The organism is Parendozoicomonas sp. 209JJ7-1, from assembly GCF_058147085.1.
In genome coordinates this window covers 235519-251266 of sequence record NZ_JBYVJU010000004.1, presented here as the reverse complement: position 1 = coordinate 251266, position 15748 = coordinate 235519, and the positions used below count along the sequence as shown (strand labels likewise).

Annotated in this window: 14 protein-coding genes; 10 read left to right on the top strand and 4 right to left on the bottom strand. The window is 43.5% G+C overall.

Annotated features, from left to right (window positions below):
* The 9 genes from ACY2RQ_RS06185 to ACY2RQ_RS06145 form a co-directional block, all read left to right on the top strand.
* Positions 1–238: hypothetical protein (locus ACY2RQ_RS06185; RefSeq protein WP_490112089.1), on the top strand; the 238-nt coding region annotated here is incomplete at its 5' end.
* Between the two features lie 88 nt (positions 239–326).
* A complete protein-coding gene (locus ACY2RQ_RS06180) occupies positions 327–476 on the top strand; it encodes a hypothetical protein (protein ID WP_490112088.1) in 150 nt (49 codons plus the stop codon).
* 221 nt (positions 477–697) lie between these two features.
* Positions 698–1741, top strand: coding sequence for an EpsG family protein (locus ACY2RQ_RS06175; RefSeq protein ID WP_490112087.1), 1044 nt, complete (start codon positions 698–700; stop codon positions 1739–1741).
* The gene (locus ACY2RQ_RS06170; RefSeq protein ID WP_490112086.1) at positions 1738–2871 is read left to right on the top strand and encodes a glycosyltransferase; all 1134 of its coding nucleotides are present in this window, start codon (positions 1738–1740) and stop codon (positions 2869–2871) included. Before ACY2RQ_RS06175 ends, ACY2RQ_RS06170 begins: the two co-directional genes overlap by 4 nt.
* 2 nt (positions 2872–2873) lie before the next feature.
* Entirely contained in the window at positions 2874–4817 is a 1944-nt protein-coding gene (gene asnB, locus ACY2RQ_RS06165) for an asparagine synthase (glutamine-hydrolyzing) (protein WP_490112085.1), read from the top strand.
* Complete coding sequence (locus ACY2RQ_RS06160) at positions 4814–6001, top strand: glycosyltransferase family 4 protein (RefSeq protein ID WP_490112084.1); 1188 nt, start codon at positions 4814–4816, stop codon at positions 5999–6001. The genes asnB and ACY2RQ_RS06160 overlap by 4 nt, the downstream gene beginning before the upstream one ends.
* Before the next feature lie 149 nt (positions 6002–6150).
* Positions 6151–7089, top strand: coding sequence for a UDP-glucose 4-epimerase family protein (locus tag ACY2RQ_RS06155; protein WP_490112083.1), 939 nt, complete (start codon positions 6151–6153; stop codon positions 7087–7089).
* Positions 7064–7645 carry a sugar transferase gene (locus ACY2RQ_RS06150; RefSeq protein WP_490112082.1) on the top strand — a complete coding sequence of 194 codons (582 nt, stop codon included), beginning with the start codon at positions 7064–7066 and terminating at the stop codon, positions 7643–7645. The genes ACY2RQ_RS06155 and ACY2RQ_RS06150 overlap by 26 nt, the downstream gene beginning before the upstream one ends.
* A 70-nt stretch (positions 7646–7715) precedes the next feature.
* The gene (locus ACY2RQ_RS06145; RefSeq protein ID WP_490112081.1) at positions 7716–9764 is read left to right on the top strand and encodes a polysaccharide biosynthesis protein; all 2049 of its coding nucleotides are present in this window, start codon (positions 7716–7718) and stop codon (positions 9762–9764) included.
* 245 nt (positions 9765–10009) lie between these two features.
* Here the strand turns inward: ACY2RQ_RS06145 and ACY2RQ_RS06140 are convergent, their stop codons facing one another.
* Complete coding sequence (locus tag ACY2RQ_RS06140; RefSeq protein ID WP_490112080.1) at positions 10010–11119, bottom strand: glycosyltransferase; 1110 nt, start codon at positions 11117–11119, stop codon at positions 10010–10012.
* Positions 11120–11771: 652 nt separating this feature from the next.
* Here ACY2RQ_RS06140 and ACY2RQ_RS06135 point away from each other — a divergent pair.
* On the top strand, positions 11772–12851 hold the full coding sequence (locus ACY2RQ_RS06135) for an exopolysaccharide biosynthesis polyprenyl glycosylphosphotransferase (protein ID WP_490112079.1): 1080 nt from the start codon (positions 11772–11774) through the stop codon (positions 12849–12851).
* Positions 12852–13602: 751 nt separating this feature from the next.
* On the opposite strand, the gene ACY2RQ_RS06130 is transcribed toward ACY2RQ_RS06135, so the two are convergent.
* The 3 genes from ACY2RQ_RS06130 to ACY2RQ_RS06120 all read right to left on the bottom strand — a co-directional run bounded on the left by ACY2RQ_RS06130 (position 13603) and on the right by ACY2RQ_RS06120 (position 15558).
* Positions 13603–14082 (bottom strand): YagK/YfjJ domain-containing protein, encoded by a 480-nt coding sequence (locus tag ACY2RQ_RS06130; protein ID WP_490112078.1) that lies wholly within the window; start codon positions 14080–14082, stop codon positions 13603–13605.
* Between the two features lie 168 nt (positions 14083–14250).
* Positions 14251–14775 (bottom strand): IS1595 family transposase, encoded by a 525-nt coding sequence (locus tag ACY2RQ_RS06125; RefSeq protein ID WP_490112077.1) that lies wholly within the window; start codon positions 14773–14775, stop codon positions 14251–14253.
* A gap of 147 nt (positions 14776–14922) precedes the next feature.
* Positions 14923–15558, bottom strand: a complete 636-nt coding sequence (locus tag ACY2RQ_RS06120) for a transposase (RefSeq protein WP_490112076.1) — start codon at positions 15556–15558, stop codon at positions 14923–14925.
* Positions 15559–15748 lie beyond the last annotated feature (190 nt).

Below are 15748 nucleotides of genomic sequence, written 5' to 3'. Positions count from 1 at the left end.
GGGACATTTGCACGCTGAAAAGAACAGTAATTTTGCATTATTCAGGTTTGAAACCTGTTTTGATGAAATATCTCATGAGTGTGTGTTGGTATTGCAGGGAAAACGCATGAAACCCCTTGGTATCACTGGAATTGAGGGGAATTTAAACGCTGAAAAGAACAGTGATTTCGCATTGATCAGGTTTGAAACCTGTTTTGGAGAAATATCTTATGAGCGTGTGCTGGCATTGCGCAGGTGAGTAATACCCGCCTATCCCTTGCTATATAAGGGATAGAGAGAGTTTTGAGTAAAATTTAAACAGCTCGGTGCTTGCAGGATTCAAAGCCATGAAAATCAGTTTGAGCCCAGTGGTGGCGCGGGGTTTCATGCGTTTCCCCTGCCTGTTCTTTTTGGTTGTTGAAATAGCTGTCTCGACAACTGCTATTTTACCGCAGACCAATGAGAACAGGCACTTCCCGCCTCTTCTGAATTTTTAACCGGACAGTAGTGATAAGTATTGCCTATTTTTTGCCCAAATCGGGAAAGTTGAACGGGATGATTGGTATTTAGGGATTAATCGCAGGTTCCTTAGAACTTGCTGGTTCTACAGTTATGAAAATCGTTTTGAGCTCAGTGATAGCAAGAGCTTTCATGATCTTACCGTGAAACCTTATCAACACAAAGTGATTGTCAAATATCATGAGGAAATATTGGCACCATGATACCATACTGGATTCTTTTCTTGATTCCTGCATTTGTTGCTCTTAGGCCAATTAATGGACATATAAAACTTAGAGCTTTGGCTTATGGGGTGTTCGCGGTTCTTGTATCTTTGATGATTGGATTTCGACATGAAGTGGGAGCTGATTGGGGAGCTTACCTTAAATATATGGATATGGTTACTGGAGTAAGCTTTTTTGAAGCTATAGCACTGCAGGACCCTGGTTATATGCTCATAAATTGGGTTTCAGTAAAATTTGGGGCTGGTATTATTGGCGTAAATTTGATAGGTGGTGGGCTTTTTATATATGGATTGTTGCGTTTCTGCAGACAGCAACCTTTCCCGTGGTTAGGACTCGCAGTTGCAATACCGTATCTGGTTATTGTTGTGGGTATGGGGTATTCTAGGCAAGCTATTGCTCTTGGGTTTGTGTTTTGGGGAATGTCCTCTTGGATGAAGGGAAACTTTTCCCAGTATATAACCTTGATTTTTATTGCGGCGCTATTCCATAAAACAGCAGCTGTTATGATTTTCTTTGGCCTTTTTGTTAATAATAGGCATGTACTGCTCAAATGGATATTGGTTTTGCCTGGCATGATATTGGCCTCTTATCTTTTGATTGTTAATTCTGCATTTGATGCGCAATTCAAATCATACATAGTTCAACGTGATTATCAATCGCCAGGTGGGGGTGTGAGAGTAATGATGAATTTCTTCACCTCTGTTATTTTTCTTATATATAGTCGCTATTTTTCTACATTCTCAGACTATCGATTGTGGAGAATGGTTTCGATATTAAATTTAGTATCTGTTCCACTTGTTTTTGAGTATTCGACGGTGGTTGATCGATTTTCTATTTATCTGGCACCAATTCAGGTTGCTGTATATTCCAGACTTCCATGTTTTATTGAAGAACGATTGTGGCGGTCGGTACTGGTTATAACGATTTTACTGTTTTATGCGGCTATACTGTTTGTTTGGCTGAATTACTCTAATCATGCAAGTTTCTGGCTCCCTTATAGATGGCTCCCCATAGAATGAAAGTTGCGTTTATCATTACCGGATTATCTACCGGTGGCGCAGAAACCATGCTGTTAAAACTGCTTCAGAATATAGATCAAGATCGGTTTTCGCCAATGGTTATCTCTTTAACCACTATGGGGGATATTGGCTCACGCATTGAAAAGATGGATATTCCGGTTACAGCTCTGGAAATTAATCCAGGTCTGCCAAGTCTGGTTAAATTTCTACGATTGATTAATTTACTACGGAGATTAAAGCCTGATGTGGTACAGACTTGGATGTATCACGCGGATCTTCTGGGTGGCCTTGCTGCACGCATGGCAGGTATAAAGGCAGTAGCGTGGGCCTTAAGAAACAGTGACCTTTCGGCAGAACGCAGTAAGCATTTGACACGTATCGTGATGAAAACCTGTGCCCTAACATCCAATTTCATACCTCGCTCTATTGTAACCTGCTCGGAAAAGGCGGGAGATATTCACGTTTCGGCCGGTTATCAAGCGGAAAAAATTGTACGGTTGCCTAATGGCTTTGATGTATCATACTTCCATCCCAATAGTATGGAAAGGAGTCATGTTCTGGAGGAGTTGGGACTAAGTAAGGATAACCTATTGATTGGTTTGGTTGCCCGTTATGATCCTCAAAAAAACCATCCGGGTTTTATTGAGGCAGCAACACGGGTTCATAAAGCTATGCCAGATGTTCATTTTGTTCTGGTTGGTAATGGGGTAGATCACAGTAATAAGGCTTTGATCACGCTGATTGTTAAATCAGGCTTGAAAAACTACATACATTTGCTTGGGCAGCGAGAAGATATGCCAAGGCTGATGGCGTCATTTGACCTTCTTGCTTCTTCTTCATTTGGTGAAGCATTCCCTAATGTTTTGGGCGAAGCCATGGCCTGTGGTGTGCCTTGTGTTGTAACTGACGTTGGTGATTCTGCAGATATAGTTGGTGACACAGGGCGAGTGGTTTCAGCCGGAGATATGGCAGGTTTGGCACATCATCTTATCGAATTATTGAAATTGTCCCCGGAAGAACGCGGTCGATTGAGTGCCCTTGCACGAAAACGAGTCTGTGAAAATTATGAAATTGGAAGCGTCACTCGGCGTTATGAGGAGTTTTACGTGCAGTTAAAGGGAAACGCCTAAGTATGTGCGGTATAGCCGGTTTTATTGGATATAATTCCCTGAAAGGTAAGGATATTCGCACTGTTCAACAATGTATGGGGGAAGCCATCCATCATCGGGGACCGGATGATATTGGCGTATGGTGTGATAATAAGGCACAGGTGGCATTAGTGCATCGTCGCCTGTCAATTCTGGATTTATCACCAGCCGGTCACCAGCCAATGATATCGTCCTCTGGCCGTTTTGTGATTGTATTTAATGGTGAGATTTACAATCATTTTGAATTGAGACAAAAACTTGAACAAGGTGCGGATTACAATAATTCGTGGAATGGACACTCAGATACGGAAACCCTGCTGGCATGTATTGAATTCTGGGGGCTGGAAGAAGCATTAAAACAAGCTACAGGAATGTTTGCACTTGCCCTTTGGGATAGAACTGAACAGGTACTCCACCTGGCTCGGGATCGCATGGGGGAAAAACCCCTCTACTACGGTTGGCAGCAGGGCGTTTTTTTATTCGGCTCTGAACTCAAAGCTCTAAAGGCACACCCAGCTTTTGACGGTGAAATTAATCGTGATGCTATCGCGCTGCTGATGCGCCATAACTATATTCCTGATCCTTATTCAATTTACAGTGGAATAAGTAAGCTGCCGCCGGGGTATTGCCTCAAAGTTTGTCTAGAGAATTATTCTCATCAAAGTGAGCTTTGGCGTTACTGGTCGTTTCCTGAGATTGTTAAAAGCGGCCGCTCGAATTTGTTTGTTGGAACAGATATGGAAGCCGTTGATGCACTGGATAGACTGCTTCGTTCGGCAGTTTCACAACAAATGGTTGCCGATGTACCTCTTGGCGCCTTTCTCTCTGGAGGGATTGATTCCTCAACTATTGTCGCTTTGTTGCAGGCACAGTCTTCCCGACCTGTGAAGACCTTTACCATCGGTTTTAACGAAGAAGGATACAATGAAGCTGTGCATGCCAAAGCTGTAGCGGCGCATTTGGGTACGGAGCATACAGAGCTGTATGTCACGCCAGAGCAGGCACTGGATGTGATTCCCCGGTTGCCTGTTCTTTATGATGAGCCCTTTTCTGATTCATCGCAGATACCGACGTTTCTTGTTTCTGAGCTTACGCGCCAGCATGTAACTGTTGCCCTGTCTGGCGATGCTGGGGATGAGCTGTTTGGCGGCTACAACCGTTATCACCTGACCCGCCGTTTATGGCGTAAGATCAGCAAGGCACCATTATTGATGCGTAGTCTTGCTGCAGCTGGATTGACAGCTCTCTCACCTTCTACCTGGAATCAATTGGCATGGTGGATACCAGGGTCAGCTAAATATGAAAATTTGGGCGATAAAATTCACAAGGGAGCAGGTGTTTTAGAATCGCAAACAGTGGATGAATTGTATCTTAACTTTATTACCCATTGGGCAGATCCTGCATCAATCGTAATTAATGGTACAGAATCCCCAACACAGGTTACACGACCGCAATTGCATTTGGAAAATGCCCTGGAGCAGATGATGGCGCTGGATTCAGTCAGTTATCTTCCCGACGACATCCTCTGTAAAGTGGACCGGGCAGCCATGGGAGTATCTCTGGAGACCCGGGTGCCGATGCTGGATCACCGAGTAGTGGAGTTTGCTTGGAGACTGCCTCTGAATATGAAAATCCGTGATGGTCAGGGTAAATGGATATTACGGCAAGTCCTGAACAAATATGTTCCCAGAGAACTTATTGAACGCCCCAAAATGGGGTTTGGCGTGCCCATTGATAGTTGGTTACGTGGCCCGCTTCGTGATTGGGCAGAAAACCTGCTGAATGAAACACGGCTGCGCCAGGAAGGTTTCTTCGATCCTGCCCCCATTCGCCAGAGATGGACTGAACATTTGTCTGGCCGACGAAATTGGCAATATCACTTGTGGGATGTATTAATGTTTCAGGCGTGGCTTGAAGGTACACAGTGAGCAATTCATTATCAGGCAAATTATTCCAGAAAAAGAAACATAACAGCGTGAAGCTACTTTTTATCGTCAATGCCCCTGAGTTCTTTTTATCGCATCGTTTACCGCTAGCTTTGGCCGCACGTGAGAGGGGATATAGTGTCCAGATTGCCACGGGGGCTGGGCCAGCCTGTGAACAAATAAGAGAATTGGGGTTTGTGCACCATTGTTTGCCTCTTTCCCGTTCGGGTGCCAACCCTTTCATGGAGCTGCGTAGTCTGTGGGCATTATGGAAGCTTATGCGCCAGCTAAAACCTGATCTTCTTCATCTGGTGACCATTAAGCCCGTGTTGTATGGCTGTCTGGTGGCTCGACTTGCCGGTGTGCCCGCCGTGCTGGTAGCAATTTCCGGTCTGGGTTCTGTCTTTGCGGCGAACCATGGAAAAATTCCCTGGCTGCGCCGTGGTGTACAGATGTTGTATCGGTTAGCACTCGGGCATCCACACTTGAAAGCGATTTTTCAAAACCCTGATGACAAGGCTTTGTTGACAGGACTTGGTGCTGTACGGGATGAACAAACAGTGATAATTCGTGGCTCTGGAGTAGACTTGGCAGATTATACGGTGAAGCCAGAGCCTGTTGGTATACCGGTCGTGACGTTTGCGGCCCGATTGTTAAAAGAAAAAGGGGTGCTTGAATTTGTTAAGGCTGCAAGCATATTAAAAAATCGTGGAGTGACGCTACGTTTCTGGCTTGTGGGCGCACCGGATCATGGTAACCCCTCCTCTGTAAGCGACCAGGAAATTGAGAGCTGGCTAGCATCAGGTTTAATCGAACCTTTGGGATTTCAAACCGATATCGGAGAAGTATTTGCCAACTCAAACCTGGTGGTCCTTCCTTCTTACTATGGTGAGGGCTTACCCAAAGTACTGATTGAAGCGGCTGCCTCTGGGCGAGCCGTTGTAACGACGGATCAGCCAGGTTGTCGTGATGCCATTAAGGCAAATGTGACGGGACTATTGGTACCGGCTAGAGACGCCGTAGCACTTGCGGATGCTATCGAGCATCTACTCACTCATCCGGAACTTCGTCAATCAATGAGTAATGCGGGCCGCAGGTTGGCAGAACAAGAATATGGTATTGATGAAGTGATTACAGAGCATCTTCAAATCTATCAAGAATTGATAGAGTCGTGTGAATCCCAGTAGAATAAACATGGCTCTCTTCTGGTAACTCTGAGCCGTATGGTTTTCAGTATCAGTGCAGTAGAACTTGAACTTATATTTCCCTGGTAACTTAGTTTAGCCCAATAGGTGGCTGGCATGGAATTTGTTGGGTTTGAAATTAAGGTGTTAAATTGAATGTTTTATTAACTGGTAGTTCAGGCTTTCTTGGTAATGCTTTACTCCCCAGGCTTAAGCATCACTCGATTACATTGATTGGACGCTCCCTGCCTGACAGAGCACCTTTTTCCTATCATAAAAAAATTTCGGAAGATGAGAACTACTCTGATTGTTTTACTGATATAGATGTTGTTATCCATTGTGCCGCCCGTGCACATATTATGAAAGACGATGTTGCCGATCCATTAACTGAGTACCGTAAAGTTAACACGGATGCCACACTTAATCTTGCACGCCAGGCTGTGAGCGCAAGGGTAAAGCGATTTATATTTATTAGCTCAGCAAAAGTTAATGGTGAAACAACTTCTGGAACTCAGCCCTTCACTGAAAAGTGTGTTCCTGGACCTCAGGATTATTACGCTCTTTCTAAAAAAAACGCTGAAGATGGATTAAGGCTTATAGCATCTGAAAGCTCTATGGAAGTTGTCATTATACGCCCTCCTCTTGTCTATGGGGCTAATGTAAAAGCGAACTTTCTTAGATTAATGAAACTATCAGATTCCCCGCTACCTCTACCGTTTGGTAAAATTAATAATAAGCGTAGTATGGTCTATGTAGGTAATCTTGTTGATTTTATGGTTAGATGCATTGAACACCCGTCTGCAGCTAACCAGACATTCCTTGTTTCCGATGGTAAAGATGTATCTTTAAAATCTTTGCTGACGCTTATGAGATCATCTTTATCCAGGCCAGCTCGCTTATTCCCCCTGTCAAAATTCATCTTCAAGTTGTTGGGATCGATATTTTCTAAAAGTGCGGTGATTGACCGCCTCATTGGAGATTTGCAGATAGATTCATCAAAAGCAGATGAGTTGCTTGGATGGGAGCCTCCATTCACATTGCAGGAAGGTGTAGAGGCAACAATAAATGCTTATCTTGAGAGTGAAAAATAACGTGTTGCGCTTTTTGGATGTTTTCTTTTCTCTCATTGGGTTGATTTTTGGTCTGCCTGTCTTACTAGTGATTTATCTCGTTGGATGGTTTGATACCGGTTCGCCACTCTTCAGGCAAGAAAGGGTCGGTCGTGATAAGAAGCCTTTCACCCTGATCAAGTTCAGAACCATGAAATTGGACACGGCTTCAGTCGCCAGTCATTTGGTTTCTACGTCTTCTATTACTCCAATGGGTGCTTTTCTACGGAAATCCAAGCTTGATGAATTGCCACAACTCTGGAATGTCCTCAAAGGAGATATGAGTCTTGTGGGCCCAAGACCAAACCTTTTCAATCAGGCTGAGCTTGTAAGATATAGAGAAAAGCTCGGGGTTTATCGTGTCCGGCCAGGTATAACAGGGTTGGCACAGGTTAAGGAAATTGACATGTCTACTCCAGAGCTGCTGGCCAAGACGGATGCTCAAATGATAAAGAGTATGACTGTTAAGACATACTTCTTTTATATTTTTATGACTGTCGCAGGCCATGGCCAGGGTGACAGGGTTAAAGCTGAATAACTCAACTACATACAATTAAAAAAACTTCCCTGCTTCCCGGAACTATCCAAGGGTATATTACGGATTAAATATGCGTCAGCAATTGCTTTCTCTACCCCGTTCTAAAAAAAGGCTGATAGGTCTGCTATTTGATTTGGCTGCAATAAATATATGCCTTTGGTTTGCTTTTTATATCCGCCTTGGTGATGTTGATTCTGTAATTAATTATTATCTGACTTATGTGCTGGCAATTTTTGTCACCCTGCCTTTTTTGATTCGCCTTGGATTATATCGCGCAGTTTTACGGTATATGGGAGCAGATTTACTTATCACCATTTTTAAAGCATGTACATATGCTACAGTTTGCCTGATTTTTGGTGGCTTTGTTTTTGGGCAAGACTATTTGCCTCGGTCAATCCCTTTTATATATTGGCTTTTATTGTTAACAGTCATGACAATTTCTCGTTATTTGATGAGAACCTGGCTGTTAGGTCAATCTGTCTCAGATATATTTCCAGAGTTCTTTCCTAAAAAATCCAGCCATTCGCAAAGAGGTATTCCGGTTGTTATTTATGGTGCCGGCTCTGCGGGCGTCCAGGTAATGTCTGCACTTGATAAAGGGATAGAATATCAGCCCGTTGCCTTTCTGGATGATAAGAAAGATAATTCCGGTCGCTCTATTCAGGGTAAAATAATCTACACGCCCAAGCACTTCGACGATATGGTCAGGGATACTGGTGCCCAGGAAGTACTGCTGGCTATACCTTCTACGTCCCGAAGTCGTCGTAAAGAAATTGTACAAAATTTGGAGCAATACGGTTTACCAATAAGAACAGTGCCGGCTATGGCCGACCTGGCCAGCGGCCGCATGAAAATGCAGGAAATCCAGGACGTTGATATTGGTGATGTGCTCGGTCGTGAGGAAGTCGCTCCAAGGCAGGATTTATTAGCCAAATGCATCACAGGAAAGGCTGTGATGGTAACCGGAGCTGGTGGCTCAATCGGCTCTGAGCTATGCCGTCAGATTATTGCACTTAAACCCTTATGCCTGGTTCTCTATGAACACTCTGAGTTTAATCTCTACGCTATTGAGCAGGATTTACTAAGAATCCGTTCTACCGTACCCGACAGTTACCGTGTACAGATACTTCCGGTTCTTGGTTCAGTGAATAACCCTCCTCGCCTTCTTGACGTTATGCGCCGTTTTTCAATTGAAACCATTTATCATGCTGCTGCCTATAAGCATGTGCCAATAGTTGAACATAATATGGAAGAGGGGCTTCGAAATAATACGCTTGGCACGCTCTATACAGCACAGGCTGCCATTATTAGTCAGGTTGAACGCTTTGTTCTTATTTCTACAGATAAAGCTGTTCGCCCTACCAACGTTATGGGTGCCTCAAAGCGTATGGCTGAAATGGTATTACAGGGGCTTGCAGAGCAAGAGTTTATAGGACTCTACCATGCCTCACGCTTTAATCTAAATGAAACTGGTGAAAAGCTTCCCAATAAAACCTGTTTTACCATGGTGCGTTTCGGCAATGTTCTTGGCTCCAGTGGCTCAGTTATCCCATTATTCAGGGAGCAGATTCGTACAGGAGGCCCCATTACTGTCACCCATCCTGATATTAACCGCTTCTTTATGACGATACCGGAAGCTTCTCAACTCGTTATTCAGGCGGGTGCTATGGCGAATGGTGGTGAGGTATTTGTTTTGGATATGGGGCAACCTATTAAGATAGTTAGCCTAGCCAAGCGAATGATTCAATTGTCTGGCTTAACCCTGAAAGATGAAGATAACCCTGAGGGTGATATTGAAATTGTATTCTCGGGGTTAAGACCAGGTGAAAAACTCTACGAAGAATTGCTGATTGGTGACAACGTAACAGGTACTGATCATCCTAAAATCAGTCGGGCAATGGAAGATTGTTTGGACTGGCCAGAGATAGTGACTTTATTGGATAAATTAGAGGAGTCCGTTAAAGCCAGGAACTTCGGTGGTGTAAGAGAGTTGATTGCTAGATACGTTAGTGGTTTTAGACCCTCTAGCGGTGTGGTGGACTGGATGAATTATCAGCCATCTGAGATTAATCCCGTGTCTGGTTCGAATAAAGAACAGAACCCACCTTTTATTCATTAAGGAAATGGTGGAAGGAGGGGACAGGGAAAACGCAGGGAACCCCTTGGTATCACTGGAATTGAGGGGCATTTGAACGCTGAAAAGAACAGTGATTTCGCACTGATCGGGTTTGAAACCTGTTTTGAAGAAATATCTCATGAGCGTGTGCTGGCATTGCGCAGGTGAGTAGTACCCGCCTATCCCTTGCTATGCAAGGGATAAATAGAATTTTGAGTAAAATTTAAACAGCTCGGGGCTTGCAGGATTCATAATCCATAAAGACTTTTATAAATTAGTGGATTAGCAACGTATTTATCTTTATTTGCATCTGCACGTACAAGAAATTCATCATAATCGTCAATGAGTAAGTTGATACACCTCTTTATTTCATCCATTCGGTTATCAATAAGCAGTCCATTTTTAAAAATCAATTCCGGACATCCTCCAACATTGCTGAGAATCATGGGAAGCCCAGCATACCCGGCTTCTAAAGCTGATATAGACAAGCCCTCACTATCTGAAATCAAAGAAAAAATATCGTAATCACAAAATTTGTGAAAATTTTTTATCTCGCCATGAATATAAACATTTCTATAATGCTTACTCTCTATCATTGCCCTTAATGGACCATCACCTACTATATGAAGTTCCACATTATCAAAATTACTTACTGCTTCGGATAATAAATCTGGCCTCTTAGGATGAGTAAGTCTACCTAAAAAAAGGATTTTAATTGTTTTATCTTCTTTATAATCTAATGTGGATTTTCTGCTAATATTACAGCCCGGATTCACCCCATTTCTAATGAACACTAATTTACCTTCATCAATGCCAATCTTGTATTTAGCGGCCTCAAAATCGTTTTGAGATACACACAGCACTTTGTCAGAAATAAATGATAAGTATCTTTCGACCCTTTTATAAAACCACTTAAGTCTACCCCCGCTGTATATAGATGACCAGCCATGGCTGACATATATGCATCTTATACCCGTTACAATTTTAACTAATCGCGCATATATTCCAGCATTAGCTGAACTTGCAACCAAAATATTAATTTGATTTTTTTTAATATAATTTGCAAGCTTTAAAAAATACAACACTGAAGTTCGGCTTAACAATCTCTCGTCAATCAGATACTCCGCGCCCCCAACAACTTCTGTTAGCCACCCATAACCTGAGGTGATCAAAAATGTATCCGCATCATCTTTTACATATTTGATTTGGTCATTTACCCATGACTGAGCGCCACCAACCTCACTTTTTGTAATTATAAAAGCAATTCTTAGCCGTTGATTTTCTGAATTGGGTTTCTCCTCAGTAACGGTATAACTATCAACAACTTTTCTAGCTGCATCTGTTTTAACTATAGGCATTCAGCTAACCACAATACATACGTAGGATATTAAGGATTTCCAAATCTGGAACGATCGGCCCAGAACCAGAACTTGAGGTTCATCCCGTTCGATCAAACTTGTGAATGCTAAAAACACAGCTCTTCCAGGTCGCCCGAGATGAACTCCTCCGATATTAGTGCCATACGGCACAATTTGCAGATCACATTATCAGATAACAAACTGACCAGGCTTGCTGAGCAGGGAAAACGAATGAAACCCCTTGGTATCACTGGAATTGAGGGGCATTTGAACGCTGAAAAGAGCAGTGATTTTTCATTGATCAGGTTTGAAACCTGTTTTGGAGAAATATCTCATGAACGTGTGCTGGCATTTCGCAGGTGCGTAATACCCGCCTATCCCTTGCTATGCAAGGGATAAAGAGAATTTTGAGTAAAATTCAAACAGCTCGGGACTTGCAAGATTCAGAACCATGAAAATCAGCTTGAGCCCAGTAGTGGTGCAAGGTTTCATGCGTTTTCCCTGACATCTGACTCACTACCAAATTTATCAGGATTTTTTGACTATGATGTTGACGTCAAGGTAAATCTCTAGCGGCAGGGAAAAGTTATGGAGAATTTTCTATCACTGGCCTCATTAGCCTGCTAGAAGTAAGTCAATGGGATGGTATTTTATGCAGTATAATAAGCCCCATTCAAAACTTTATGAGCGTGTTCTGCTGAGTCCTTTTTTTCGAGTTGTTATTGTATCGCTATATGGTGTAGCTATTGGCTCTTTCCTTATTACTCACTTTCGATATTCAAGCCTTATGTTGGGGGTATCATTTCTTGGAACACTGATTTTCTGTTTGGTTTCTGAGATTATTCATATTAAATTTCGAAGGCCCCAAATTGACATTATTTCTTTTTGTGAAGCTTACCCTTTGACCGGTACCCAATCAGTTGAATGGAAGCTTCTTAGCTGTTCTTATTTCGGAGGGACGCGATTTGATGCCTTGGTAGTTGACTTTACTCACCCTCTCTTCCCTGATTGGGAAAAATGCTTAATGCAGGCTTCGCTTATTGGAATACCTGTCTATAACGTTGCTGGTATTCGTGAATCTTTAACGGGTCGTGTAAAAATCGGTCATCTTAGTCAGAGTGATGTAGGCTCTTTGGTTCCATCAGTCATATACAGCTATTTAAAAAGGCTTTTGGATATAGTTGCTGTTCTACTTGTGACACCAATTTTTTTGCCAATCGCTCTTATTGCTGCTGTTGTTGTAAAACTGGATAGTGCTGGGTCAGCCATATTTACTCAAAAGCGTGTTGGAAAAGGAAATCGAGAGTTTAACATTTATAAATTGAGGAGTATGACAAAGGATTCAGAGAAAAACGGCGCTCAATTTGCTGGTGCCAATGATATGCGGATTACTAAAGTAGGTCATTTCATTCGTAAAACCCGTATTGATGAAATTCCTCAGCTTTGGAATGTTTTAATAGGTGATATGAGCCTTATCGGACCACGGCCAGAGCAGAAAGTATTTGTTGATGAATTTGAAAAATCAATAGCATTTTACAGCTACCGACATATTGTTCGTCCGGGTATTAGTGGCTGGGCCCAAGTGATACATGGATATGCAGCAACTGAAGATGATACCCGCCTTAAGCTTGAGCATGACCTTTACTACATTAAAAATTTCTCTTTATGGCTTGATACACTGATTGTATTCAAAACAATTCATACCATGCTTACAGGCTTTGGTGCTCGTTAGATTCGGGTCGTTATAGTCGCAAAAATGGTGGGGCGGGGGGATTTGAACACTGAGCTACAGGTCTTGATATACAAGGCTTGAGGCTTGGTGTGATTCCTCTGGTGTTACTTCCAGTGTTACCAAAATCTTGTCTCACCTCCGTTTTCTACGCTCCAAAAAGGCTATCGCAGATAATAAAGTTAATCTCTCCCTCTCTTGCTCCAGATCAAGAATTTTTTGGTGCTTGGTTCTGAATTTGTCCCAGTGCTTATATTTGGGTTTCCGAGCGTGCCTGCTGCTGACAGAGATGTCAGAAATATTCCAATCAGCCTTTTGCCAAACCCTCTTTCTGAGCTCTCTAATCCGCTTTGCTAGATAGTCTGTCCGCGAGCAATTTTGACTCTTGTAGGCCGGATTGATACATCTCCGGCAGCCCAAGTCATCAGATAGGTACAGAAGGGCGCAGCGGCGTTGGCAGTTAGGGCAAACAAACCATGTTCTGCGGCCAAAGGTAAGTTGCGTCTCCTGAAGGGGTATGACATACCCGGTATCTGTTCCCTTGAAGACAAATATCCCCTGCTTGATTCTCCCAAATTTTCTTTGCTCTCCGTTCGTCCAACTGATGACCATGGTCATTTTGCGGGATAGGGCGGTTAATTTACTCAGCTCTGGGTATGAAAGTTTGGGCAGGTCTCCAGTATGAGCGCGGTAGCGATGATGGGAAAACAGGTTCACATCTATGCCCTAAATCATTTGGGAAATACAAGATATGTCAGGTTTTCATCTGTAGCCTGCTGGTGGAATAATCTTTAGTTTGTGGCGGGCGTTGCCGTTTTCCCCGAACCTTTGCCAGATAGGAAATGCGGTAAACAATCGCTTGTCTCAGGCTTCTACTTTCACGACAGGCGTTATAATACGAGTTCGCTGGTACCCAGAAGCGACCGCCATTGATTTCCCAAAGTCCTTTGGATAGGGAAAGCACTTTGGCTGGGTGCTGGACTTTGTGACCATCAAGAAATAATGCGCAGTGATAATGTTGGCTACCTGCCCTGTGTCTTTCTCTTGCCCATGCGTAACCAATTTTTTTGAAGTCATACAGGGCGTTGAGTTTCTTTATCAGCTTTTTGAAAAACAAAGAAACGATTTCATTTGTTTCAGTACAGCTTGCTGATTGAAGGTCAAACCTGATTGCGTGAACCTTTCTGTAGTGAGATAGCATGCAATCGAACTGATTAATGATTTGTTTTGCCATTCCCGTATAGATTCCACTGACTCTAGCATTAACTCTCCATGTATTTCCGTTCACAGTCAGCACTCTACAGTAACTGACATACTGTGCCATTGGTGCTGATCCCTGGTGCCGATATTATAAATAATCCTGCCGCTTTTTAGGCTTGGATAAGCTGTCGAAAGGCTCTGTTCACAATAAATATGGGTTGAGCCAATGTGATGCCTCCTGATCTAACAGGCTTTCTTCTGAGAAGATATGGGTCTTTAAAAATCGCATCCAGCCCAAATAACGAGACAAGTATTTCGTCGCGACACCTTTAAAGAAGCCGTTAATCCACCGTTTGAGTTCGCTGTGATAGGCATTGACGGTCTGGATATGATAAATCTTCTCCCGGACATAGACCCCTGCCGTTGTCACTAACTCTTTCAACGTAACACTGAGCTGATCGGCCAGTTTTTCATGGGACATATGAGCATCCGTGCACAACGTGCTCCCCGGCAAAATCCGTCCGGCAAGTTGCGTAAAGAGTTCATCGTTGCTGACATGTTCAAGAACAGCATCCGTCACGTGATCCTGGCGGTCGCAGGCCACCATAACCGGCACTTTTCTTACGGTTTTGGTTTTCTCTGCTGCTTTATCAGCAGGCTTTTTCTTACGCCTCGATCGGCCTCCCCGTTTACGGGCTTCTTTACCCAATCCCCAGGGAAAACGCATGAAACCCCTTGGTATCACTGGGATTGCAGAAAATTTCACGCGGAAAAGAGCAGTAATTTTGAAGTTATCTGATTCAAAACCTCTATTGGTGAAATATCTCATGAGCATGTGTTTACAGTGTGCAAGTAAATAATTTCTCTCTATCCCTTATATAACAAGGGGTAGAGAGAAATAAGAGCAAAATTTAAACAGTTCCGGGTTTGCAAGATTCTGCACCATGGAAATCAGTTTGAGCCCAGTAGTGGCGCGGGGTTTCATGCGTTTTCCCTGACCCAATCCCCGCTGTCCTTTGCGGGATTCCCGGAAAAAGGTTTCATCCATTTCTGATATGCCTGACAGCTGACCTGTTGTATCAGCTTCTATCACTGCCATCAGACGATGACGAAGGTAAAACGATGTCTTGAGCGAGACGCCGCACTCTGCCGCCGCTGGGCGCAAGGTGGTTCCTCCATCCATACAGGCAAGATAGGCGTCCAGTTTCTCGCGAATACGAAAATGAGCCAGTGGAGTACCGCTCATGGCATTGCAGGTACGTCCGCACTCATCACAACGATACCGTTGATGACCTGCATTTTGTCCCCAGCGTGTCATGGATTCACAGGTACAATGGGGACAGTGTGGATGCTGATCAAAATAATATTTCAGCCGTTCAAGAAGGCGGCTGTGGCTCGCACTTTCTGCCACCTTCGGGCATGGCGGCAAGGTGTTGTGCAAACAGGTCAGCTGTTCAGGGGATAATGTGTTGAGAGATGTCAGAAACTCTGCAAATTGTGTCTGCTGCATGACGATGGTTCCATATACGACAGAAACCGGTGGAGAGAAGTGTAGCTCATACTACCAATATTTATTGTGAACAGAGCCTGTCGAAAGCATTGATACCAAGGGCTTTAGCTTATAGTGTGGTAATATCGGAGAGGGATAAAACCTGTGAATGTTGGCCAATAACGACCAACCCCCTGTTGTTATGCGGCTT